This window comes from Neorhizobium alkalisoli (assembly GCF_002968635.1).
Lineage (GTDB): Bacteria > Pseudomonadota > Alphaproteobacteria > Rhizobiales > Rhizobiaceae > Neorhizobium > Neorhizobium alkalisoli.
Genome location: NZ_PVBN01000001.1, coordinates 462,012 through 482,376 on the forward strand (window position 1 = coordinate 462,012; position 20,365 = coordinate 482,376).

General features: G+C 61.7%; 19 protein-coding genes. 13 read left to right on the plus strand and 6 right to left on the minus strand.

Annotated elements, in window-relative coordinates:
* Window positions 1-78 precede the first annotated feature (78 nt).
* Window positions 79-708 carry a hypothetical protein gene (locus C5L13_RS02195; RefSeq protein ID WP_105381606.1) on the plus strand — a complete coding sequence of 210 codons (630 nt, stop codon included), beginning with the start codon at window positions 79-81 and terminating at the stop codon, window positions 706-708.
* Here the strand turns inward: C5L13_RS02195 and C5L13_RS02200 are convergent, their stop codons facing one another.
* Window positions 709-1,191, minus strand: a complete 483-nt coding sequence (locus C5L13_RS02200) for a nucleoside deaminase (protein ID WP_105381607.1) — start codon at window positions 1,189-1,191, stop codon at window positions 709-711. It abuts the gene before it with no gap.
* A gap of 148 nt (window positions 1,192-1,339) precedes the next feature.
* On the opposite strand from C5L13_RS02200, the gene C5L13_RS02205 reads away from it, so the two are divergent.
* From C5L13_RS02205 to C5L13_RS02215, 3 genes are read left to right on the plus strand one after another with little or no spacing between them, the layout of a single operon-like run.
* Complete coding sequence (locus C5L13_RS02205) at window positions 1,340-3,451, plus strand: pseudouridine synthase (protein ID WP_105381608.1); 2,112 nt, start codon at window positions 1,340-1,342, stop codon at window positions 3,449-3,451.
* A gap of 6 nt (window positions 3,452-3,457) precedes the next feature.
* Window positions 3,458-4,033 carry a 16S rRNA (guanine(966)-N(2))-methyltransferase RsmD gene (rsmD, locus tag C5L13_RS02210; RefSeq protein WP_105381609.1) on the plus strand — a complete coding sequence of 192 codons (576 nt, stop codon included), beginning with the start codon at window positions 3,458-3,460 and terminating at the stop codon, window positions 4,031-4,033.
* Window positions 4,030-4,911 carry a patatin-like phospholipase family protein gene (locus C5L13_RS02215; RefSeq protein WP_105381610.1) on the plus strand — a complete coding sequence of 294 codons (882 nt, stop codon included), beginning with the start codon at window positions 4,030-4,032 and terminating at the stop codon, window positions 4,909-4,911. The genes rsmD and C5L13_RS02215 overlap by 4 nt, the downstream gene beginning before the upstream one ends.
* Window positions 4,912-4,917: 6 nt before the next feature.
* Here C5L13_RS02215 and C5L13_RS02220 read toward each other — a convergent pair whose 3' ends face one another.
* Window positions 4,918-5,520 carry an NAD(P)H-dependent oxidoreductase gene (locus C5L13_RS02220; RefSeq protein ID WP_105381611.1) on the minus strand — a complete coding sequence of 201 codons (603 nt, stop codon included), beginning with the start codon at window positions 5,518-5,520 and terminating at the stop codon, window positions 4,918-4,920.
* Between the two features lie 80 nt (window positions 5,521-5,600).
* Here C5L13_RS02220 and C5L13_RS02225 point away from each other — a divergent pair, with 80 nt between their 5' ends.
* Window positions 5,601-6,212 carry a TetR/AcrR family transcriptional regulator gene (locus tag C5L13_RS02225; RefSeq protein ID WP_105381612.1) on the plus strand — a complete coding sequence of 204 codons (612 nt, stop codon included), beginning with the start codon at window positions 5,601-5,603 and terminating at the stop codon, window positions 6,210-6,212.
* 50 nt (window positions 6,213-6,262) lie between these two features.
* Here C5L13_RS02225 and C5L13_RS02230 read toward each other — a convergent pair whose 3' ends face one another.
* Window positions 6,263-8,071 carry a monovalent cation:proton antiporter-2 (CPA2) family protein gene (locus C5L13_RS02230; RefSeq protein ID WP_105381613.1) on the minus strand — a complete coding sequence of 603 codons (1,809 nt, stop codon included), beginning with the start codon at window positions 8,069-8,071 and terminating at the stop codon, window positions 6,263-6,265.
* 110 nt (window positions 8,072-8,181) lie between these two features.
* Between C5L13_RS02230 and C5L13_RS02235 the strand changes: the two genes are divergently transcribed.
* From C5L13_RS02235 to lpxK, 6 genes are all read left to right on the plus strand, one after another.
* The gene (locus C5L13_RS02235) at window positions 8,182-9,528 is read left to right on the plus strand and encodes a TldD/PmbA family protein (RefSeq protein ID WP_105382041.1); all 1,347 of its coding nucleotides are present in this window, start codon (window positions 8,182-8,184) and stop codon (window positions 9,526-9,528) included.
* 6 nt (window positions 9,529-9,534) lie between these two features.
* Window positions 9,535-10,335, plus strand: a complete 801-nt coding sequence (locus C5L13_RS02240; RefSeq protein WP_105381614.1) for a 3'(2'),5'-bisphosphate nucleotidase CysQ — start codon at window positions 9,535-9,537, stop codon at window positions 10,333-10,335.
* Window positions 10,336-10,386: 51 nt separating this feature from the next.
* On the plus strand, window positions 10,387-10,629 hold the full coding sequence (locus tag C5L13_RS02245) for a DUF4170 domain-containing protein (RefSeq protein WP_105374115.1): 243 nt from the start codon (window positions 10,387-10,389) through the stop codon (window positions 10,627-10,629).
* A gap of 172 nt (window positions 10,630-10,801) precedes the next feature.
* Window positions 10,802-12,121, plus strand: coding sequence for a lipid IV(A) 3-deoxy-D-manno-octulosonic acid transferase (waaA, locus tag C5L13_RS02250; RefSeq protein ID WP_105381615.1), 1,320 nt, complete (start codon window positions 10,802-10,804; stop codon window positions 12,119-12,121).
* Window positions 12,118-12,849 carry an HAD family hydrolase gene (locus C5L13_RS02255; RefSeq protein ID WP_105381616.1) on the plus strand — a complete coding sequence of 244 codons (732 nt, stop codon included), beginning with the start codon at window positions 12,118-12,120 and terminating at the stop codon, window positions 12,847-12,849. Before waaA ends, C5L13_RS02255 begins: the two co-directional genes overlap by 4 nt.
* 71 nt (window positions 12,850-12,920) lie before the next feature.
* A complete protein-coding gene (gene lpxK, locus C5L13_RS02260; RefSeq protein WP_105381617.1) occupies window positions 12,921-13,967 on the plus strand; it encodes a tetraacyldisaccharide 4'-kinase in 1,047 nt (348 codons plus the stop codon).
* Here the strand turns inward: lpxK and C5L13_RS02265 are convergent.
* Together C5L13_RS02265 and mutL are read right to left on the minus strand one after the other, a co-directional pair.
* On the minus strand, window positions 13,964-14,197 hold the full coding sequence (locus C5L13_RS02265) for a DUF2093 domain-containing protein (RefSeq protein ID WP_105381618.1): 234 nt from the start codon (window positions 14,195-14,197) through the stop codon (window positions 13,964-13,966). The two genes, lpxK and C5L13_RS02265, sit on opposite strands and share 4 nt — an antisense overlap.
* Before the next feature lie 65 nt (window positions 14,198-14,262).
* Window positions 14,263-16,077 (minus strand): DNA mismatch repair endonuclease MutL, encoded by a 1,815-nt coding sequence (gene mutL / locus C5L13_RS02270; protein WP_105381619.1) that lies wholly within the window; start codon window positions 16,075-16,077, stop codon window positions 14,263-14,265.
* A gap of 363 nt (window positions 16,078-16,440) precedes the next feature.
* On the opposite strand from mutL, the gene C5L13_RS02275 reads away from it, so the two are divergent.
* Window positions 16,441-18,108 (plus strand): response regulator, encoded by a 1,668-nt coding sequence (locus tag C5L13_RS02275; protein WP_105381620.1) that lies wholly within the window; start codon window positions 16,441-16,443, stop codon window positions 18,106-18,108.
* Between the two features lie 100 nt (window positions 18,109-18,208).
* Window positions 18,209-19,564 (plus strand): putative bifunctional diguanylate cyclase/phosphodiesterase, encoded by a 1,356-nt coding sequence (locus tag C5L13_RS02280; RefSeq protein ID WP_105382042.1) that lies wholly within the window; start codon window positions 18,209-18,211, stop codon window positions 19,562-19,564.
* A gap of 94 nt (window positions 19,565-19,658) precedes the next feature.
* Here C5L13_RS02280 and C5L13_RS02285 read toward each other — a convergent pair whose 3' ends face one another.
* Window positions 19,659-20,264 (minus strand): PRC-barrel domain-containing protein, encoded by a 606-nt coding sequence (locus C5L13_RS02285; protein WP_105381621.1) that lies wholly within the window; start codon window positions 20,262-20,264, stop codon window positions 19,659-19,661.
* Window positions 20,265-20,365 lie beyond the last annotated feature (101 nt).

The following is a 20,365-nucleotide window of genomic DNA, read 5'->3' on the forward strand; positions in this document are numbered from 1 at the left end:
GAAATTGGCCGGATTTTCCCGCCACTTGGGGTGCAAGTAGACTGAGGCGTCGGGACGGACGCCGCTGGAAGGGTTTTGATGATAACCACATCTGCGTTTCGTGTCGGCATGGGCGTGGCCGGCATCCTCGCCTCGGCATTGACCCTTTCGGGCTGCGCGGGCGGGCCGACCTACGGTACCGACAAGACGGCTTTCGAGCAGCTGACCGACGACCTCGGTCAGTCCGTTTCGCTCGGCGGCAAGAATGACGAAGCGAAGCGCAATCTGAAATACAATCCCCGCCCGGCTTTGGTCGTGGCCAAGGGAGACGCTGCGAACCTGCCGCCGCCGCAGCAGTCGCTCGCCAACCGCGAGAACAACCCGAACTGGGTGGAATCTCCGGAAGAGACCCGTCAGCGCCTGCGTGACGAGGCCGCGGCCAATGAGAAGGATCCGAATTATCGTTCTCCGCTGCTGGCCGGCAAGGGTGAAGCGGGGCAGATGACCGAGTCCGAAAAATGGGAGGCCTTCCGCAAGGCCAAGCAGGACGCCGAGACGGTCGATGTCTCGGCCCGTCGCCGCTCGCTCGTCGAACCGCCGGCGGAGTTCCGCTCCACCGATGCGGCCAATCTGAACGATGTCGGCGAGCCCGAGCTTCAGAAGGAAAAGCGCCGTCGCAAGGAAGCCGCGGACGCGAAGAAGTCCAGCGACTGGTGGAAGCTGTTCTAATCAGATCTCATCGGGTTCGGCGGGCGCGCCCGCATCTCTTTTGGATTTGAAAAAGCCGGTGAGCAGGTCTGCTGCCTCGGTTTCGCCCAGGCCGGAATAGACGTCCGGGGCGTGGTGGCAGGTTGGCTGGTGGAAGAAGCGCACGCCACTATGGACCGCTCCGCCTTTGGGATCTTCCGAGCCGTAATAGAGGCGGCGGATGCGCGCGAACGAGATCGCCGCCGCGCACATCGTGCAGGGCTCCAGGGTCACATAGAGATCCGCACCGGCGAGCCGCTCCTGGCCGAGCGCTGCGGATGCTTCGCGGATGACGGCGATCTCGGCATGGGCAGTCACGTCGTTGTCGGCGCGGGTGCGGTTTCCGGATCGTGCGATGATTGCGCCGTCGAGCACCAGTACCGCTCCAACCGGAACCTCGCCGCGAGCCGCAGCGCCCCTTGCCTCGGCGAGTGCCGCATCCATGAACCCGTCGCTATTAGGCATTTCGGCGATTTCCTCTTAACCCGGATCGCGTGAACTGGTAGGAAGCATCCAACCAGAGCCCGATTTGCGGGCGTGAACCCGTCTCAGTCAACACGAACAAGAATGTCCGGATCGCTCCGTTAGACATCACGCTTCAGGCAAACAACAAATGAATTCAAAAGACAAGCCGAAGCGCGGCGAAGGCAGGACCTTCGTTCGCGAAACCAAGCCAAGATCGGCTCCCAAGGCTGCGTCTGCCGACATGGCGGGAGCAAAGAAAAAGTTTGCGCCGAAGGCAGCCCAGGAAAAGCCTGTGAAGGCGGCGCGCAAGCCCGCTCCGATCGCAACCGTATCCACTGCCACCGATGGCAAGGCGGAACGCATATCGAAGATCCTGGCGCGCGCCGGCGTCGCTTCCCGCCGCGATGTCGAACGAATGATCATGGAAGGCCGTGTCGCGCTGAACGGCAATGTGCTCGACACGCCGGTCGTCAATGTGACGCTCGACGACAAGATCGAAGTCGACGGTGTGCCGATCCGCGGTATCGAGCGCACCCGCCTGTGGCTCTACCACAAGCCCGCTGGCCTCGTGACCACCAATTCCGATCCGGAAGGCCGTCCGACCGTATTCGACAATCTGCCGGAAGGTCTGCCGCGCGTCATGTCGATCGGCCGCCTCGACATCAACACCGAAGGTCTGTTGCTGCTTACCAACGACGGCGGTCTTTCGCGCGTCCTCGAACTGCCGACGACGGGTTGGCTGCGCCGCTATCGTGTGCGCGCTCACGGCGAGATCGATCAGGAGGCGCTCGACAAGCTGAAGGAAGGCATCGCCGTGGATGGCGTGCTTTACGGCTCCATCGACGCGACGCTCGATCGCACCCAGGGGCGCAACGTCTGGATCAGCATGGGCCTTCGCGAAGGCAAGAACCGCGAAATCAAGAACGTCCTCGGAGCGCTCGGCCTCGAGGTGAACCGGCTGATCCGCATTTCCTACGGCCCCTTCCAGCTCGGTGATCTGCCGGAGGGCGGTGCCGTCGAGGTGCGCGGCCGCATGCTGCGCGACCAGCTCGGTCCGAGGCTGATCGAGGAATCCAAGGCGAACTTCGATGCGCCGATCTATAACGATCGAGAAGCCGAAGACGAAAAGCCAGCCCGCGCGGAACGGCCCGATTGGGCCGAGAAGCCGGAAAGGACGGAACGTCCGCGATCCGGCAAACCCGAGGATCGTCGTGAGAAGGCGCTTGGCCGCCTCGATACCAGGCCCGGAGACCGCAAGTTCGGCGACAAGCCGCGCGGCAAGGGCGGCGCCAAGAGCAATGACCGTGACTTCGGCGAGGAGCGTCCCAAGAAGCGGCCGCCGATGGGCACGAGCCGTACGGCCAATGTCTGGATGGCACCCGGTGCCCGGCCGACCGCCGATGGCAAGGTGAAGAAAACGTCTGCTCGTGCCGAGGCAGAACAGCTGTTCAAAAAGCCTGCTCCGGAAAACGATCGCCGCGTCGTGGTCAAGCGAGCCGAAGAGGACAGCGACTGGATCCGCGCCGACGCCCCGGCCAAACAGGAAAAAGACGATTTTGGCCGCAAGCGGTCTTCCGGTGATCGCGGTGATCGTTCCTTCGGAGATCGGCCCAGGGGCGATCGCGCGTTTGGCGACAAGCCGCGCGGCGACCGCAAGCCGCGCGCGGAAGGCGAAGGCCGCACCGAGCGTCCGCGCAGCGACCGTGCTTTCGGTGATCGTCCGCCGCGTGGCGAGCGGTCTTTCGACAAGCCGAGGGGCGACCGGCCCTTCAGCGATAGGCCTCGCGGCGACCGCAAGCCTCGGGAGGATGGCGATCGTCCGGCACGATCGTTTTCGAGCGAGGGGCGCTCCGAACGCCCCCGCGGTGAACGTTCGTTTGGTGACAGGCCGGCCCGCGGGGAACGGCCCGCCGGCGACCGGCCCTTCAGCGACAGGCCACGCGGTGACCGCAAGCCTCGGGAGGATGGCGATCGTCCGGCACGATCGTTTTCGAGTGAGGGGCGCTCCGAACGCCCCCGTGGTGAACGTTCGTCTGGTGACAGGCCGGCCCGCGGCGAGCGCCCCGCCGGTGACCGGCCCTTTGGCGACAAGCCGCGCAGCGGAAAGCCCGGCGGAAAGTCATTCGGCGGAAAACCGGGTGGCGGGAAAGGTTTTGGCGGGAAACCGTCCGGCGGGCGAGACAAGCCCGGCGGCGGCAGACCCGGCGGCCGTCCGGGTGGTGCAAGGCCCGGCGGCAAGCCGCGCACGCCGAGAGGGTAAGCCGCAGTGCGGATCGTTGGTGGTGAATTCCGCGGCCGCGCTCTTGCGACGCCAAAAAGCAACGACATCCGGCCGACCATCGACCGGACGCGCGAGAGCCTGTTCAATATCATCGGACACGTCTATCCGGAGGCGATCGACGGCTCTCGGGTGATCGACCTTTTTGCCGGCACCGGTGCGGTGGGCCTGGAAGCCCTGTCGCGCGGTTGCCGAAATGCGCTTTTCGTCGAAAACGGCGTCGAGGGACGTGGCCTCCTCTGGGAGAACATCGACAATTTCGGCCTCCATGGCCGGGCGCGTATCCTTCGTCGCGATGCCACAAAACTCGGAATGGTCGGCACCATCGAGCCATTCCATTTCCTTTTTGCCGATCCGCCCTATGGTCAGGGGCTGGGTGAAGCCGCCCTGCTTTCGGCACATGCCGGCGGCTGGCTGGTTCCCGGAGCGCTTGTGGTGCTGGAGGAGCGGGCCGACGTGACGCCGGCGCTCGATCCGGTGTTCAGGCCGCTCGAAAACCGCGTCTTCGGCGATACCCGCGTTGGTTTCTTCCGCTATCAGCCGATCGGAGAGGAAATGGAATGAATACCCGGCTTGCCTTTCCGGACCTCGAGGCCACAGAGCGAAAAGGTGATCCGACTTTTGCCGTGGCATTCGGAGGCGGCGGCGCGCGGGGTGTCTCCCACATCCAGATCATCGAGGCGCTCGACGAGCTGGGTATTCGCCCCGTGGCGATTTCCGGGTCCTCGATCGGCGCGATCATGGGCGCTGGCATGGCATCGGGCATGAGCGGTCGCGAAATCCGTGACTATACGCTGGAAACGGTCGGTCATCGCGGAACGCTGCTCAACAAGCTGTGGAGCCTTGGTCCGGCAACCATGCGGGACAAGCGGGGTGGCTTCCGCTTCGGTCACTTCAATCTCGAACTTATTCTCGATGCTTTCCTGCCGCCTCAGGTGCCGAAAGATTTCGCCGATCTCGAAATCCCGATGAAAATCTCGGCCACCGATTATTATGGCCAGGCCGAGGTGGTTTTGGAGAAGGGCGAATTGCGCCAGGCGATCGCCGCGTCCGCCGCCATTCCCGGCCTGTTCATGCCGATCTGGGTGAATGGCCGGATCATGATCGACGGCGGCGTCTTTAATCCTGTGCCGTACGAGCAGCTGATGGAACTCGCCGATGTGGTGATCGGCGTCGATGTGGTCGGCGCGCCGGAAGGCGACGGCACGCATCCGCCCAACCGCATCGACAGCCTTTTCGGAGCGAGCCAGCTCACCATGCAGGCGAGTATTTCCCTGAAGCTGAAGCTTAATCCGCCGCAGATTTTCCTGCGGCCCTCGGTAAACCGGTTCCGGGTCCTGGATTTTCTCAGGGCACGCGAAATCCTGGACGAGTCCGAGGGCGTGAAAGACGAGCTGAAGCGCGCCATCGACGCGCTTCACTCTGCCGCTGTCGACGGCTGAAATCCGCTAGGCGGCTCGAGAGGTCTGCTTGCTGAAAAGGGTGCATCCGATCGAGCGCGCCGTTTCCAGCCGGTTATCCTCACGTCCCGACTGTTCCACAATAAGCTCCGAGGTCACCACTCTCGCACCGCAATAGCCGAAAATCCCGTGGTCGATTTGCGTCTTCATGGCGCCGAAATAGCCATGTCGGGCATAGGTGCGCATATCCGCTCCGCCGACGGCTACCAAATGCACGGGAAGGTGATGGAGCTTCTTGACGAGTTTCATATCGGCGCGTTCGTCATAGGCCCAGCCGTTGCTGAAAACACGATCGATCCATCCTTTCAGGAGACCCGGCATAGACCACCAATAGACGGGGTAGACCAGCACGAGGGCGTCAGCCCGGTCGATCCGCGCCTGCTCTGCCACGACATCGCCCGGCGCCGTTGCTTGCCGTCGGTGTACGGCGAGGTCCACAGCCGTGAACCGAGGGTCGAATCCCTCCGCCGCGATATCTGCAATTTCAAAAGAATTCGCCTTATCGCAGGCTATGCCTTCGCCGACGCTGGCGGCGATAGCGTGAGTGAGTGAATTGGGATCGGGATGCGAGACAACAATAAGAGCGTGCATGGGCGATTCCTGTTAACGAGGCTTGTGGCTGACTGCCATGGTGTTATATACTTTTCGTAAGTTACTTTTGGTATATAGCTATGTCAAGTGAGATAGAGCAGGACGCTGCGCAACGCTCTCGTCGGCGTTTGACGCGTGAAGCGAGGTACGAGCAGTTGCTGGATGTGGCCTGGCAAATTGTTCGCAAGGAGGGCACCGAAGCCCTGACTTTGGGCAGGCTGGCGGAGCGGGCCGGGGTCGCCAAACCGGTCGTCTATGATCACTTTCCAACCCGCCCCGCACTGTTGACGGCGCTTTACCTGGATTTCGATGCCCGGCAGACGGCGATCATCGACGCCGCATTGCAGGCGAGTAAGGCCGAGATGCGCGATCGGGCGGAGGTTATCGCGTCTTCGTACGTGGATTGCGTCCTCTCGCAGGGGCGCGAGATACCTGGTGTCATCGCGGCCCTGGCAAGTTCACCTGAACTCGAGAAGATAAAGCGCGCGCATCAAATTGTTTTCATGGAAAAATGCCGGCTCGCCCTTGCTCCTTTTGCAAAAAGCAGAGCGATCGGATCGGCGGGTCTATGGGCGATGCTTGGCGCGGCAGAAGCGTTGTCCCATGCTGCTGCGACCGGGGAGATCACGGCTTCACAGGCCAAGATGGAACTTCTTGACACGATCATCGGCATGGTCGGTCGCAACACGTAAAGGACCATTTCCCGCGCAGCCGCCGGGCCGTCGATCCGGCATCTCGCAGGCTAACCGGCCTCGGTAACCGCTGTTTCCGAGCTCACATCTTCCACGACGGCTGCTCGCTTCGGTTTGATCAGCGGCTCCGGCCGGACCGGGCGGTTGAGCAGCATTTCGCGGCCGGCACCAAGCCCCTCGACCGCTTGAATCTGCAGCCGCTCCTCGTCCCGCCGGCGGATATCGTCGCCGATTTCCTCCGCCTCGTTTTCGCTCATGCCGAGGGCTTCCAGCGAATGACGTCCGAAAAGCAGGCCGGATTCGAGTGTTTCACGCAGCTCGTAGTCGACATTGCGCGCCCGGAGCGACAGCGAATGGATGCGGTCGTAGGACCGTACGAAGAGGCGCACGTCCGGAAATTCCGAGCGAATGAGATCGACGATATGATCTGTCGTTTCACGCTTCTGGGTGGTGACCGCGACGATCTTTGCCCGCTCGATGCCGGAAGCGATCAGCACGTCCCGGCGAGTGCCGTCCCCGAAATAGATACGGAAGCCGAAATTCGCCGCCTGCCGGATGCGGTCTGCGGAATCGTCGATGACGGTGACCTCGCGACCGCCGGCAAGCAGGATCTGCGCGGCGATCTGGCCGAAGCGCGAAAAGCCGATCATCAAGACGTCGGCACCCGCGCCGCTGAAATCCTCTGCGAGTTCTTCGCGCGTTTCGGCACTGCGGAAGCGCCTTGAAAGTGCCGCTCCGAGCGGCGTAAGCGCCATGGAGAGCGTCACTGCCGCAATCAGCAGCGATGCGGTGGCGGAGGAGAGAAGGCCGGCCGCGGTCGCCGTGGTGAACAGCACAAATCCGAATTCGCCGCCTTGCGGCAACAGGACGGCGATCCGCACCGCATCCTGGTGCGGCGAGCCCCAAAGCCGGCAGAGCCCGTAGATGATCAATGCCTTCACCGCCATGAAAAGCGGCACTGCCGGCAGGATGAAGAGCAGATTGTCGAAAATGACGCCGACTTCCAGCGACAGGCCGACCGCCATGAAGAACAGCGCCAGCAACAGGCCGCGGAAGGGCTCGATATCCGCTTCGAGTTCATGACGGTAGGAGGATTCGGCAAGCATTACGCCGGAAAGAAAGGCGCCCATTGCCATGGAAAGGTCGACAGCCTGCATGGCCGCAGCCGATCCGAGCACGACCAGCAAGGCCGCGGCGATCATCACTTCCCGCGCGCCGGTGCGAGCAATCACCTGGAACATCGGGGTCAGAAGGTACCGCCCCGCAAGCACCATGGCACCGACGGCGCCGACCGCAATCGCAAAGTCGAGGAGCGGCGTCGCCTCCGCCTCCACCGTTCCGGGAGAAAGGATGGTGATCATGGCGAGAAGCGGGACGATCGCCAGATCCTGGAACAGGAGGACGGAGAAGGATCGCTGTCCGTAACGGCTGTTCATGTCGCCGTCGTCGTTCAGGATCTGCAGCGCGAAGGCCGTCGACGACAGTGCCAGGCCAAAGCCGATGATCAGGCTGCCGCGCCAGTCCGCCATGTTTGCGAGATAGCCGAGCCCGGTCAGCGCGAGGCCGGAGATCACGACCTGTGCGGGGCCAAGCCCGAAGACGTCGCCGCGCATCTGCCAAAGTCGCGAAGGTTTCAGCTCGAGACCGATGATGAACAGCAGGAAAACGATGCCGAATTCGGAAAAATGCAGTACCTCTTCCGTCTCGACGATCTGCTGCAGGATGGGACCGATGACGACGCCCGCGGCGAGATACCCGAGTACCGTACCCAGACCGAGCTTCCTGAACAACGGTGCTGCGATCACAGCTCCACCGAGGAGAAGCAGCATTTGGGAAAACATGGAATCCGGCGCGGCCATAAGGATACTTTCGAATTAGATAGGCGATGGTCTTCTCAAGAATCGGCGAGCCGGCCTTGATGCTTCCGACAGTGCACAATAAATGGAGCGAGAATGAAAGGCTTGCAATCATGACCTCCCAAATCGATTCCGCCTCCCTGCTTTCCCGCGCCAGCGAACTTATCGATCTAGCCAAGGCCGCGGGGGCGGATCAGGCGGATGCGGTGGTCGTGCGCTCCCGCTCCCGCTCTGTAAGTGTCCGCCTCGGCAAAGTCGAGGGTACCGAAGCCTCAGAAAGCGACGACTTTTCGCTGCGTGTCTTCATCGGCAAACGGGTCGCGAGCGTTTCGGCTAATCCCGGCTTCGACATGAAGACGCTGGCGGAACGCGCCGTCGCCATGGCTAAAGTCTCTCCGGAAGATCCGTTCGCCTGCCTGGCGGACGACGCCGATCTCGCCAGATCCTACCCCGATCTCGAGCTTTTCGATGCGACCGACCTTCCGACCGACGATCTGCGAGAGGCGGCGCTGACAATGGAGCAGGCCGCGCTCGATGTTTCCGGCGTTACCAATTCATCCGGCGCCGGCGCATCCGCCGGCATGGGCGGCCTGGTTCTCGTGACCTCGCATGGCTTTTCGGGCAGCTATATGGCGACCCGCTTCGGCCGCTCCGTCAGCGTGATCGCCGGCGAAGGCACGAAGATGGAGCGCGACTACGATTTTGACAGCCGCATCTATGCTGCGGATCTGGACGATCCGAACCTGATCGGCCGCCGCGCCGGCGAGCGGGTGGTGAAGCGCATCAATCCCCGCCAGGTCGATACGGGCAGCAATGTCACCGTCGTTTTCGATCCGCGCATCGCCCGCGGTTTCGTCGGCCATATCGCCGGCGCGATCAATGGGGCCTCGGTCGCGCGCAAGACGAGCTTCCTGCGCGACAAGATGGGCCAGCAGGTTCTGAGGGCGGGACTGAACATCACCGATGACCCGCTGGTGGTGCGCGGTTCGTCTTCCCGACCTTTCGATGGAGAAGGCGTTTCGGGCCGGCGTATGGTGATGATCGAGGACGGCGTGCTGAACCATTGGTTCCTGTCGACCTCGACCGCCCGCGAACTTGGGCTTTCCACCAATGGCCGCGGCGTGCGCGGCGGAACCGCCGTGACGCCCGCATCCACCAATCTGGCTCTGGAACCGGGCGACATTTCTCCGCAAGAACTCATCCGGTCCATCGGCACGGGCTTTTACGTCACCGAGCTGATTGGTCAGGGCGTCAACATGATCACCGGCGAATATAGTCGCGGCGCGACCGGCTTCTGGATCGAAAACGGCGAACTTGCGTTTCCCGTTTCTGAAGTGACGATCGCCTCCAATCTCAAGGACATGTTCATGCGGATCACGCCGGCAAACGACATCGACCGAAAGTTCGGCGTCGCGTCGCCGACGATTGCCATCGAGGGCATGACGCTGGCGGGACGCTGATTCCCGATGGAAAGAGAAAGTTGGCAGGAAGACCTCGAACTTATCCGTCAGGCTGCGCATCAGGCGGGCGAGGTCGCGCACGGCTTCTTCGGACGCTCCCCTGAAGTCTGGTGGAAAAACGAAGGCAAGTCGCCGGTCAGCGCTGCCGATTTCGCTGCAAATGACCGACTTCAGGGCCTGCTTTTAAAGGCGCGGCCGAACTACGGCTGGCTTTCGGAGGAAACGGACGACGACGACGCGCGGCTCTCCTGCGAAACGCTGTTCGTGATCGACCCGATCGATGGCACCCGCGCCTTTATCAACGGCGAGAAGACCTGGTGCGTTTCGGTGGCCGTGGTGCATCGCGGTCGGCCGGTCGCGGGCGTCCTCTTCGCTCCGGCGCTGGGGGAAGAGTTCGCTGCCGTGAAAGACGGGCCTGCGCTCAAGAACGGGCAATCGATTACCGTCAGCGCCGGCCGCACCGATGGCGAGCTGGTGATTGCGGCCGACGAAAATCTCGTCAAGAAGTTCGCCCCCGATTTTCGTGCCGAGGTGCGGCGCGTACGCCATGTCCCTTCGCTTGCCTACCGGCTGGCCATGGTGGCGGATGGCCGGATCGACGGCACAGTCGTCAAGCGCAGTTCCCATGACTGGGACCTCGCTGCCGCCGACCTGATCCTGGAACGAGCCGGCGGGCGCTTGCATGACCTCGACGGCAATCGGCTCGTCTACAATCGCGAGAGCGTCAGCCATGAGATGCTGGTCGCGGGCGCGACCCATGCCTTGCAAAGCCTTTTGCCGCACCTTGCCGAGGGGACCGCGGGTTGACCTTTACTGCAGAATGCAGCAGAGGAGAGCAAAATAGACGGATAACGGAAAATGACGGAAACAGGCGAAAAGAAACAACTCCTGCACCTGGTCTTCGGCGGCGAACTCAAGAACCTGGAAAGCCTCCAATTCCAGGACCTGTCCGCCCTGGATATCGTCGGCATCTATCCCGATTATGCCAGCGCCCTGGTCGCCTGGCGTGCGAAGGCTCAGCAGACGGTCGACAACGCCCAGATGCGCTATTTTATCGTGCATATGCACCGGCTGCTCGACCCGGATAGCAAGTCGGTCTGAGATAAGCCACGCGCGATAGATTGTGTCTTGGAACGCCGGTTCTCCCGCCTTGGCGCGAGCGCCAGGACCCTATTTTGACGCATTTGTAAAACACATAAAACTCGGCTACGGATATTAAAATCGGAGGGGCTATCACATTGACGGCAGCCATGATGGATCGGGGACAGATGCGATGACCAGCGGCTTGGCGCGCACAGCTCTTCTCGGTTATCGCTTGGCGGGCGTTGCGCTCTATCCGCTGGCAAGTCCCTATCTCGGCTACCGCGCCATGAAGGGAAAGGAAGACAGGGCGCGACGTCTGGAGCGGCTCGGTTATGCCAGTCTGGCGCGTCCGCGCGGCCCGCTGGTGTGGGTGCATGCGGCTAGTGTGGGCGAAACCATTGCCATCATGCCGATGATCCGCGAACTCCGCCGCCGCGAGATTCATATCCTCCTCACCACCGGTACCGTCACCTCGGCAAATCTAGTGCAGTCGCGCCTCGCCGATGAGGTGATCCACCAGTATGTTCCCCTCGACGTCAAATTTCCGATCAAGCGCTTTATCGCCTATTGGAAGCCGGATGCCTGCATTACGGCGGAATCCGAGATCTGGCCGACGACGCTATCCGAACTCGCACGGCGCGGCATCCCACAGATCCGCGTCAACGCCCGCATTTCCGATCGTTCTTTCGCACGCTGGAGCAACTACGGCTCCGTTGCAGAAGCATTGTTCGAAAAGATGGCGCTGGTCATCGCGCAGTCGGACCTCGATGCCGAGCGGTTCCGGGACCTCGGCGCCTGGCCTGTGATCGTTTCCGGCAACCTCAAGAGCGATACCGATCCGCCGCCCTGCGACGAGGATGTGCTGGCCCGCTATCGCAAGGAAATCGGCGACCGCAAGACATGGGCGGCGATCTCCACCTTCGACGGCGAGGAGAAGATCGTCGGGACCGTGCATCGGACGCTGAAGCCGAAGAACGGTCAGCTGACCATTCTCGTGCCGCGCCATCCGGACCGCGCCGATGCGATCGAGGCGATGTTGAAGGAAGCGGGTCTCACCGTGGCGCGCCGCTCCCGAAACGACTCCCTGACGCCCGAGACCGATATTTTCCTCGGGGATTCGATCGGCGAAATGGGCCTCTATCTGCGGCTCACCGAGATCGCGTTCGTCGGAAAGTCCTTGTCGCAGCAAGGCGGGCAAAATCCGCTCGAACCGGCAATGCTTGGCTGCGCGGTCCTTTCAGGACCGCAGGTGCAGAATTTCCGCGACGCCTATCAGCATCTCGTGCGCAAGGGTGGTGCTCGCATCATCAAGGATGCCGAAATGCTGGCCAAGGCGGTTTACTATCTGATGATCAACGATCTTGCCCGCCGCAAGATGGTGGATTCCGGGCACGACGCGATGGAAGAGATGCGCGGCGCGCTGTCGAAGACCATCAAGGCGCTGGAGCCCTACATCAATCCGCTGACCGTTAGCGCTCGGCTGCAGCCGAAGGCCGCTGCCGTCCGATGACATCTGCGGGTTTTGACAAGATCGCCGGCATCCTCTTCGACAAGGATGGAACGCTGCTCCGCTACGACGAGAGCTGGGGACCGGTAAACCGTGAGGCGGCGCGCATTGCCGCGGCAGGTGACGCCGACCTGGAACCTCAGCTTCTGTTTTCGGGCGGCATGGATCCTGTCTCGGGTCATACGCGGCCGGACAGCCTGCTCGCCGCCGGCAACGCTGCCGAGATTGCCGCAGGCTTCGTCTCTGCGGGTTCGCCGGTCGAAGTTGGCGAACTGACCCGACTGCTCGACGATCTCTTTATTCGCTCCGCCGAATTCTCCGTGCCCGTTACCGATCTTGCGGCGCTCTTTTCGCGGCTGAAGGCGAGGGGCCTGAAGCTGGGAGTGGCTTCGAGCGATAACGAGGAGGCCATCCGGCAGACGGCCATCCGGTTCGGCTTTATCGAATGTCTCGATTTCATCGCCGGTTATGATAGCGGCCATGGCGTGAAGCCCGAGCCCGGCATGGTTCTTGGCTTCTGCAGTGCCGTTGGGCTGGAACCCTCTGCAGTCGCCATGGTTGGCGACAATAACCATGACATGCATATGGGAAGGAATGCCGGGGTCGGCTTGAAAGTTGCGGTACTGACCGGCACCGGTTCCCGCGAGACCCTGTCGGCTGCCTCCGACATCTGCCTTGACGACATCACCCTGCTCGAAAGTCTGCTTTCCCGAACCGCTGAACGACTCTAAGTCCCCTGAAGACTTGCCTTTTTGGAAAAACTCCCATTTTCTGCGCGGGCAGTCTCATGATGGATTAGCGTATGGTATCGGAAGCACCGCCATTCTGGTGGACGAAAGCGGATTGGCGCGCTTGGGGTCTCTCGCCCTTTTCCTTCATTTACGGCCGGATTGCCGGGCGCCGGATGGCGCGAGCACGGCGGGCGAGCGTTCCCGTACCGGTTATCTGTGTCGGCAATTTCACGGTCGGCGGAGCGGGTAAGACGCCGACCGCGATCGCGCTTGCTCGTGCCGCCAAGCAGAAGGGACTGAAGCCCGGCTTTCTGAGCCGCGGCTACGGCGGGTCCATCGATGCCACAACCGTGGTCGACCCTGATCACCATCGTGCCGAAGCCGTGGGCGACGAGGCGTTGCTGCTTTGCCGTGAGACGTTGACAGTGATCTCGCGCACCCGCGCCGATGGGGCCCGCAAGCTTGTTCAGGAGGGCGCGGACCTGATCATCATGGACGACGGTTTCCAGAGCGCGCGACTGGCGCTGGATTTTGCGCTCGTCGTCATCGATACGGTGCGCGGCATCGGCAATGGCCATCTGGTTCCCGGTGGACCGGTGAGGGCGCCGATTGCCGAACAGATGCGCCAGCTTTCCGCCATCCTGAAGGTCGGCGATGGTGTGGCGGCCGACACTCTCGTTCGCCAGGCCGCGCGTGCCGGCAAGCAGGTCTATGTCGCATCGTTGAAACCCCGGGAAACGGACGAGATTGCCGGCAATGCTCTGCTCGCCTTCGCCGGCATCGCGGACCCTGAGAAGTTCTACCGCACCGTCCGGCAGCTTGGCGGGGTGATCGCGATCAGTCGCGCCTTTCCGGATCATCACTACTTCAGCGAAGACGAAATCTCGGATCTGCTTGATGATGCCGCAAGAGACGATCTTGCGCTGGTCACCACGGCCAAGGACGCGGTGCGGCTGACCGGCCATCACGGCCGCACGGAAGAGCTAGCGGAAAAGGTAAGGGTGGTCGAGGTCGACATGGTCTTCGACGATCCGCAGGCGCCCGGCAAGATCATCGATATGGCCATTGCCAATTACCGGCAGCGGCGCCTGAAGAATGGCGGTGGGGCGAAAAGCTAACCCCGGCTTTGATTCGGCAGGATGCCGGCGCGTTTATCCGCCTCCAGCGAATTGGCGCAGTCCACATAGGGCTCTTGCCTTGCCACGCTCCAGTAGCGAAGCTCATCGACAGGGATCTGCTTCCCTGTCATGGCGCAGACGACATAGGAACCTGAAGTCAGGATCTGATAGTCGCCGTCGAGATACCGGATCTTCGCTTCGCGGAAACCGCTTCCCTCGAACCGGTTCATCTTTCGTCTCCTGCGGAAAAACATCGGACTGCTCTACACCCCGCGGTTTCCAAATGCCAGACCTTTCAGCTCCGGCTGAACAGCCGCTCGATGTCGGACAGCTTGAGTTCGATATAGGTCGGTCGGCCGTGATTGCAGGTTCCGGAGCCGGGCGTCGCCTCCATCTCCCTTAGCAGCGCATTCATCTCCTCAGGCTTCAACCGCCGGCCGGAGCGTACCGATCCATGGCAGGCCATGGTGGCGGCGACGTATTCGAGCTTTCCGCGAAGCCCGCCCGCTGTATTCCATTCGGCGATCTCGTCCGCAAGATCGCGAACCAGCGAGCCCGCATCCATCTCACCGAGCATTGCAGGCGTCTCGCGGACTGCAACGGCTCCGGGACCGAAACGTTCGATCGAAAGCCCCAGTCGATCGAGGTCCGACGCATGCGCCATCAGCCGGTCGCATTCCTCTTCCGGCAGGTCGATGATCTCCGGAATGAGGAGGACCTGGCTGGCAAGCCGCTTGTTGTCGAGTGCCTTGCGCATGGCCTCGAAGACCAGGCGCTCATGGGCCGCATGCTGATCGACGATGACGAGGCCATCTTCCGTCTGCGCGACGATGTAGTTTTCGTGGATCTGCGCCCGCGCAGCGCCCAGGCGGTAGCGTGGCGCTTCATCGGCTGCTGTCCGGGAGACGGGCTCGGAAATGACCGCATCCGCCCGCGCCGCCGGCATCGTCAGGACGTCGAAGTCCGATTGCAGACGTTCGGAAAAATCGCGAGACGGCTGCAGATCAAGAGGCCTGGAAGGTGAGGTGGCGACACCCCAGGGCGTGCGCGACGCAGTCGGGGGAGGAGAAAAACCGGGGCGGAAGGATCTCATCATGCCTGAGGTCCCCGTCGTTGCCGCGCGGTCGCCTTCCCGATACAACGCCTCGCGGATCGCTCCGACGATGAGACCACGCACGAGGCCCGGATCCCGGAACCTAACGTCCGACTTGGCCGGGTGCACGTTGACGTCCACGAATGCCGGATCGAGCGTGATCGACAGGACGGCGACGGGATAGCGCCCGGAGGGAACGCTTTCCGCGTAGGCGCCGCGGATTGCCGAAAGGATCAGCTTGTCCTGTACCGGCCGACCGTTGACGAAGGCATATTGATGTGCCGAATTGCCGCGGTGGAATGTCGGCACGCCGACGAAGCCGGAGAGCCCCACATCCTCGCGCATCGCATCGATCTCGATGGCATTGTCGCGGAATTCGGCACCCAGAACCTGAGCCATGCGGGCCAGATGGTCGTCGCCCGTTGCCGGGAATTCCAGGGTCGACCGATCGCTGCCCGAAAGAACGAAGCGTATCTTGGGAAAGGCAATCGCCATCCGCTTGACCACTTCGGTGATCGCGCCCGCTTCGGCCTTTTCCGTTTTCAGGAATTTCAGACGGGCAGGTGTTGCGAAGAAGATATCGCGCACCTCCACGACGGTGCCGGGATTGGCGGGGGCGGGTTTGACCCCCGTCCCCTTGCCGCCGATGACGGCGACTTGCGAACCGGCTGCATCGCCCGTTCTGCGGCTGGTGATGGTGAGCTTGGCGACCGAACCGATCGAAGGCAGCGCCTCTCCGCGGAAACCCAGGGTGCGGATGTCGTCCAGCGTCTCGGATATCTTCGAGGTGCAGTGGCGCCGGACCGCAAGGTCGAGGTCTCCCGCATTCATGCCGCTGCCGTTGTCGGTGATGCGGATGAGGCTCTTGCCGCCCCCTGCGGTGGCGATTTCGATGCGGGTCGCGCCGGCGTCGATGGCGTTTTCGATCAGTTCCTTTGCGGCGCTGGCGGGCCTTTCGATGACCTCGCCGGCGGCGATCTGGTTGATCAGCGTCTCAGGCAGTTGTTTGACGGACATTCTTTTATTGTCCGGGATTCGCCGCGTGAAGGAAAGCCTTTCCGGGCGGTTTCAACCCCTTTTGAAGACATCTTCCGCGGGTGCGTGGTTGTCCATTAATTGCGCCTTAAGACAAAGCCGATAATTTGACCGGCATTGAAACTGAATGAAACCGGAGGAGCGCCCGCTCCCCGCAGGTGATCAGGATGGCGGTTCGCTGGGCGCCGCCATGCAGGGCCCGATCACCCGTTGAGGACTTGGAACCAGCATGTTCCCGACCCGACACGACTGAAACTAGAAGGAATTAGGCCGAGAGGAAAACAATCGGCATAACGGTCCGGCTTTGATCCCGTGTCCGAAAAAGCATACAGGGAGTTTTATCCTATGAATGATTTGTGGTCCGCGGACGCGAACATTCAAACTGCCATGCTCGAAGCCATATCCGAAGGCGTTTCGGGCGGCGTGCTCATATATGACAAGAATGACGTAATCGTTTTTGCAAGTCAGCATTTGCTTAATCTTCTGTCGGTCCCAAAGAGCTTTCTAGCGCCCGGCACCCGTCTCAGAGACCTGCTCGGCGCCGTTCACGATAGCGGTGGGCGTTTTTCCACCGACAGTGCCGGGTCGCGCCGGATGTTGAATCGCGAAGACTGGATCGCGGAACAGATTGCGACGCTGTGGAAAGAGCGCACCGACGCGCTGGAGCGCCGGGGCACCGACCGATGGCTGAGCCTTTCAAGGCGGCGCCTTCCCTCCGGCTACGGCGTCTGCGTCATCAAGGACGTCTCCGACCACAAGAAGCGGGAGGAGCAATGGCGCGGCGATATGGAACGTGTCCAGATTACCGAAGAAGTGCTCGACAATCTGCCGTTCCCGATCACGGTCAAGGACAGGAATTTTACCTTCGTCGCCGTCAACAAGGCGGCCTGCCGGTTTTTCGATCTGCCGCCCGAAGCGGTGCTGGGCCGAAAAGGATCGGACATTCATCCGCCCGAATTGGAGCAGCGTCTCGCAGACGTCAACCGCCAGCTTTTCGAGACCGGCGAACCGGTGCAGATTGCAGAACGGGTGAAGCGGCGGGATGGAACCGAAATCGTCATCGGCGCCAGCAAATATCGCATCGGCAAACCGGGCCGTTATTACCTTGTCACGGCGATGGAAGATGTCACGGCCCGAGTTGATATCAACGGCGAAAAAGGACCGGTCAGCTCGCATGTCTATCCTGTCGACCTGATCTCCGCCTCGCTCGGTCTCTCGGAGCATCGGTCGGATCCGGATCTGAAAACAGCGGCGGAAGATGCATTCAGCCGCAAGGTGCTCGTCGTCTCCGCCGACCCAAGGACGGAACAGGAAGCACTGTCGATCCTTACCGCTCTCCAACTCGACATCTCCTCGGTATCGAGCGCGGAGGAGCTGGCCCTTTTCCTGCGCCTTGCCGGAGAGGCGGGGATCGGTGTCGATCTCATCGTCGTTGATGCCGAGATGCATGTCCAATGCCTGGAGATCGCCGCCGATTACGGCATTGCCGCCATCACGATAAATGCCAACAGCATGGGGCAGGAGCTTGCTGCGGCGGTCGCTCACGCGCTCGACGACAAAGATGGTTGCCGCGTCGATGACGAAAATCCGCAGATAACCTTCGACTCCCGCGCCGAAGGTAAGGACATCGATATCCTCGTCGCTGAGGACAACGACGTAAATCAGATCGTTTTCTCACAGATACTGGAAGGCCTCGGCTATCGTTATGCGATCGCGGCTGACGGAGAGGAGGCGGTTCGGCTCTGGCAGCAACACGCCCCGCGGCTCATCCTGATGGACGTCACGCTTCCGAAACTCAACGGCTTCGAGGCCAGCGCTCGGATTCGGGCTCTTGAAACGATCGACAATTCCGTCCCGATCATCGGCGTACTTGCCTTTGCGTTCGACAAAGATCGAGATCAGTGCTTCGCGTCCGGCATGAATGATGTGATCCTGAAACCCATCAGCCCGGAGGCTCTCGAGGCTGTGTTCGAAGGTTATCTCGGTGTGACGGTGAAAAGATCGTATGCTTAACCGATTAATCGGTTCCTTGACATATGTTAAGATCACCGCATGATTTTTTAATCTTTTTCGCCCATCCTGCTTGCGTTTGTGAAGCGTAATGGGATTGTTCATGAAGTCGGCGGGAAACCCGTTGCCGCAGGTCAGCCAGAATGAACTGCAGGCGATGGCCTATAGCGACCCACTGACGGGTCTGGGAAACCGATACCGCCTGCGCGACAAGGTGCGCCTGCTGGCTGCCGAGCGTGCGCAGGATCCGGCGCCTTTTACCGTCTGCATCGCCAATCTCGATGGCTTCAAACCGATCAACGACCTGTTTGGTGCCGAGGCCGGCGACGAAATTCTATGTCAGGTCGCTCATCGCCTGAAGGCCTGCATCCCGGACGGCGCGACCGTGACCCGGCATGACGGAGACGAATTCGCCTTCGTCCTGCCGCTTGTGTTCGAACGCAACGGTGCCGAACGCATCGGGCAGATGATCAAGGACGTGCTTTCCGCTCCCTACGACCTGGGAGACCGCAACGTGCGTCTCTCGGCCTCCTTCGGCTTCGCCATCTATCCTTTTGCGGGTGAGGACTTCGAGGAGCTGCTGAAAAGCGCGGAGACTGCCCTCTATCGCTCCAAGCGGCGCGGGCGAGGCCAGATTACCGTCTACTCGCGCGAAATTGCGCAGGAGATGAAGCGGGCGACACAGCTCGAACAGGCGCTGCGCAATGCCATTATCGCCGATGCGGTGGATGTGCATTTCCAGCCGATCGTGCGTATCAAGGATGGCGGCGTCGTCGGCTTCGAGGCCCTTGCACGCTGGATCGATGCTGATCTCGGCTTCGTCTCCCCGGCTGTCTTCGTGCCGGTTGCCGAGGAGCGCGGTTTTATTGACGCGCTTTCTGAAACGTTACTGCGCAAGGCTGCCGAGGCTGCGCTCTCATGGCCGCGCGAACTTTTCCTGTCCTTCAACCTGTCTTCCGCGCAGCTGATGGACCCCGGCACCACCGACACGATTCTCTCAACGCTTGCCCGCGTCGGCCTCGATCCCTACCGTCTGGAGCTGGAAATCACCGAGACGGCGGTGATGACCTCGGCCGATACCGCGCAACGGATCATCACCGACCTCAGACATCAGGGTGTCCGCATCTCGCTTGACGATTTTGGCACCGGTCAATCGAGCCTCGGGCGGCTACGCGACTTCACCTTCGACAAGGTGAAGATCGACCGGGCTTTCGTCTCCCGTATCACCACCGACCGTGCTTCGGAACACATCGTCAAGGCGATCATCGCCATGTGCGAAGGCCTCGATCTGCAGGTGGTGGCCGAGGGCATCGAAACCAGCGCAGACGCCGACAAGCTCAAGGAGCTCGGCTGCGGCATGGGTCAGGGCTATTACTACGGCAGACCAGCGGACGGGGCAGCGACACTGCGCTATCTGAACGACCACTTCCGCGAATTCGTCACCATCGAGCGGGTTTGACGCGCCCTAACTGTTTTGCTGCCTGTAAAAAAAAAGGCGGCACATGCGGTGCCGCCTCGTTTTCAGCTGATGACGTATCATGCGTCCTAAGCTGTTACTTGCTTGGAGCCGGCGGGTTGGTGCCTCCGGCTGCAGGGGTCTGGGCGCCGGTGGACGACGTGGTCGTCGCATCGGTTTCAGCCTGCTTGTCCTTCAGGGTCTTGAACTCGGGAGCCGCCTGGAGCGCTTCGGCGGTTTCCGTGGTCGTCAGGCGGACCTCGTTGTTGTTTTCCGCATCGCGCGTCATCGTGAGCCTGTCCATCGGTACGGCAACATCCTTTTCGCCGATACCGAGGAAGCCGCCGACGCCGATCACGGCAGCAACGATACCGCCGTCTTCTTCCATGATCAGATCGTTTACATCGCCGATGCTCTTGTCTTCGGCGTTGTGAACCGGTTTGCCGATGTAGTCATTGGCGCTGATCTGGGTTTCGGTCTGTTCGGTTATGTAGCTGCCGGAAGCTGCAGCGGAGTCGCTTCCTGTCTTGGGAGCGGGCGTTGCAGCGTTGTCTGCAGGCTTCATAGCCGGATCGGCCGGAGCAGCGGGTGCTGCCGGAGCCGGGGATGCCGGTGCGGCAGGTTGTGTCTGGGCGAATGCGGGAGCAATGGCGGTTGAAGCCAAGAGAACTGCCGCGGCCATCATACTCATGGTCTTTTTCATAACGTTCCTACCTTCCTGCTAAGGTTGTGTGTTCGAACACGCGGTTCCCTCCGGGCTGGAGTCTCCTTGCCCGCGTCGGTTCGAAGGGAAAATGTTATGAA